This window comes from Bacillota bacterium (assembly GCA_024655925.1).
In the GTDB taxonomy this organism is placed as follows: Bacteria; Bacillota; DTU025; order DTU025; family JANLFS01; genus JANLFS01.
This window is the reverse complement of record JANLFS010000011.1, coordinates 40,467-43,474: the sequence shown is the minus strand read 5'-3', so window position 1 is coordinate 43,474 and position 3,008 is coordinate 40,467. Positions and strand designations below refer to the sequence as shown.

4 protein-coding genes are annotated in these 3,008 nt (G+C 57.3%); 1 reads left to right on the top strand and 3 read right to left on the bottom strand.

The genetic code is table 11. The annotated features are described in order from the left end of the window. Window positions 1-518: transposase (locus NUW23_03065; protein ID MCR4425159.1), on the top strand; the 518-nt coding region annotated here is incomplete at its 5' end. Window positions 519-696: 178 nt separating this feature from the next. On the opposite strand, the gene NUW23_03060 is transcribed toward NUW23_03065, so the two are convergent. The 3 genes from NUW23_03060 to NUW23_03050 form a co-directional block, all read right to left on the bottom strand. Next, entirely contained in the window at window positions 697-903 is a 207-nt protein-coding gene (locus NUW23_03060) for a DegT/DnrJ/EryC1/StrS family aminotransferase (GenBank protein ID MCR4425158.1), read from the bottom strand. Between the two features lie 254 nt (window positions 904-1,157). Then, window positions 1,158-1,904: a DUF3800 domain-containing protein gene (locus NUW23_03055; GenBank protein ID MCR4425157.1), complete on the bottom strand. Its 747-nt coding sequence runs from the start codon at window positions 1,902-1,904 to the stop codon at window positions 1,158-1,160. A gap of 415 nt (window positions 1,905-2,319) precedes the next feature. Continuing rightward, on the bottom strand, window positions 2,320-2,916 hold the full coding sequence (locus NUW23_03050) for a hypothetical protein (protein MCR4425156.1): 597 nt from the start codon (window positions 2,914-2,916) through the stop codon (window positions 2,320-2,322). Between the last annotated feature and the right edge of the window lie 92 nt (window positions 2,917-3,008).

Here is a 3,008-nt window from a genome sequence, read left to right as displayed (position 1 = left end):
CCATTACGACGCATTTTCAGGGCGCGACGTGGCAGCGCTGCCAGACCCACTTTATGAGGAATATCCTGGACGCCTGCCCCAAGTCACTGCAGCGGGAACTACACGGGCGGCTGAGGCTGGTCTTCGACGCACCCGACATGGCGACCGCCCGGCGGCTCCTGAACGACATCCTGCGGGACTACGGGCCTCGGGCCCCAAGGGCAGTGGAGCGACTGGAGGCGGGGTTCGACGACGCAATGGCGGTGATGAGCCTGCCTGAGCAATACCGCCGGCGCCTGAGGACCACGAACGGCGTAGAGAGGCTCAACCAAGAAATCCGCAGGCGGGAGCGGGTCATCCGTATCTTCCCGAACGAGGAATCAGCCCTGCGGCTCATAGGGGCTGTGCTCATGGAGATAGACGAGGCCTGGTCAACCGGTCACCGCTACTTTGACATGGACGAATACCGGCGATGGAGGGCAGGCCCCACAGCGCAAGATGCCGTGAGAATGAGCGACCCGGAGAAGCACGCGGCCTGATTTCGGCCGTCAGCTACCGGAGGGATTTTACACCAGAAATCGGACTTGATCCGCCGGAGGAGTGTTATCGAGCAATTCAATGCGGGAATATGAAACTACCATCTGTTAGAGCCTAATGTCCAAAACCAGGGGGTTGATCTGGCCTCCCGACCCGAGACTCGCCATGGCAAAGCGCTGCCTACTGCACCTCCCCCAGCGCACGCTTCGGGACGTCGGCGACGTAGTCGATCTCCTCGGCGGTGAGGTGGTTGTGGAAGGGGATGGCGATGCTGGTGCGCCCCGTGAACTCGGTCACGGGGAAGTCGCCCTCCTTGAAGCCGAACTCGGCGCGGTAGAAGGGCTGCAGGTGGACGGGGTGAAATGTGGGCGGCAGCCGACCCCCCACATCCTATCTCGGGCAGGCGAAACCCCCGCTTCCAGGACGCACCACATCACATGGACACCGTCGGGCCTGGCCAACTGGTGGAAGGCCTCCGTCGGCGAGCTCCGGAGGGTGCTGGTGCCAGTTTATTACATTGACAACGGTTACCGATTTGGTTACAATCAATGTGCAGACATGCGCGAGGCCAACTCAAGGTCGGTTGATAGCCGGCAGCACGCTTTGACGTGTGGGATCCTTGAGCTCGGGGTCTGCACTTTTCATTCCTTGCACCTCAGCCACGGGTAACTCTTCCTGACCCACTCCTCATCATGAAGGCCACTTGGCAGGAACTTCAGCCCGTAGCTGAACAGATTGCCCTTCCTCCGGTAGATCTTGTTCCACAGTCCCAGTAAGTACCTCTCGTCATAATACCCGAACCTGTCGTACTCCAACGCGTTGAAACAAGCCCCATTGCATATGTCAGCAACTTGCAGCAGCTTCACCTGGCGCACCGCCTGGCAGCGCACCCGGCCAACATCGATCACGCCTCTCTTGACCTGGCATGAGGGATCCTTTTGGATGTGCTCAAAATAACCCTTGAGTTCGTCATAAGACACGTTCGACCGATTTGCGAGGACCAAATCAACAGTCTTTCCGCGATCCCGCCCGAACCAGGACAGCCGTTCTACCAGGAATATCACCGCATACGCGTACAGTCTGCCGTTCCCTTTCAGAGAGCTGGTCTTGATCCTATCGTCGTACGTATCGCATACAACATATGAGATGACGAAGTCTTCTTTCTTGAGACGGTCGATCACGAAACGCCGCATACTTGGGTGCTTCACGTTTCTCCAGTGGACAGGCGCGGTCAGTTCGAGACCGAGTTTGTCTTTGATGTCGTCAATGCAGCGGCTGACTGCGAGATCGTTGGATTTATCCACGATCACCGCGCCAACAATGAACCATCTCGATCCCCGGCCCAAACCCTCATCACCAGCCTCCTCCACGTATGCCGTGTACGCCACTCCCGCAGGCACCCCCGATTGCTATTGCGAGCATACGCGCAGCCACATAGAAGTAGTCCTCCGGGCTGCCGGCGCCTGCCCTAGCGACCGACACGCAGTGACACCAGAACTGGACAGAAACGCTCCGGCTCAGCCTTGGTGCAGGACTTTCCGCAATCGCCAGGGCCAGAACACAAAACGCCACAGCGCCCCATGGCTTCAAATACCGATCCGCCTTTTCGACAAATCGAAGCCCGATCCTGCCGAATGGCAAAGGTCGTTCGACACGACTGCGACGGCAGCCGAATAACGGGGGCAAATGGCAAGTGGAGTTGATCCGGTTTGGTGGATACCCTAGGGCTATGCGACAGACTGCTTGGACTCATTATGCGTTCGCTCTGTGAGTGCCCCCTCCTCTTGTAACCCAGAGGACTGCCTAGGATTCCGTGGTGAGCTCAACATACGCCTCGGTTTGCCAAGCCCGATCATAGCTCATGTGATCTGAGATCTTCGGGAGATTGGTATCCGCAATTGCGGACACTTGCAGTAGACACCTATGAAGGTGTGCCCGAAGCATTTCCAAAGCCGCGAAGTACTTCTCCCTCGTGGTACGAGCTCGATCGTGAAGCGCTCCGTTAAGATGAACACCGCTCTGTGTGCGCAGCCGTTCTTCGAATGTGAAGAACTGGCGAATGCCTTCCAACATGAGCTCGACCAAGAGATACAGCGCACCGTCTGTGAAATCCGCAAGCTCAACCTGTTTGCCGACCAAGAATGAGCGGATTTCGCGAAGAGAGGCCAGCGCGTGGTTTATGCAGTCATCACAGCATTCGAAGGCGTTCAGCACCCGCTTATCAGCAAGGCGGATTAGGATTTCTTTGGCGATTTTCTTTTCCGTTGCGTTCGGATTCACTGAAACCGAAACGAACGGAAGGTTTATGGTCACCCCGGAAACATGATCGCTAACGTGACGGCAGGCGCGAGCCAAGATATCGCGCAGATCAAACTTGAATGGTGGTCGCGAATCTCGCATTTCTCACCCTCCTACAAGCACCGTTTTGTCCAACCCTGGTAGGGATTCCCGTACCAAACTCGGTGCCGAGGTTCCTCTACTGTCGCCGATCA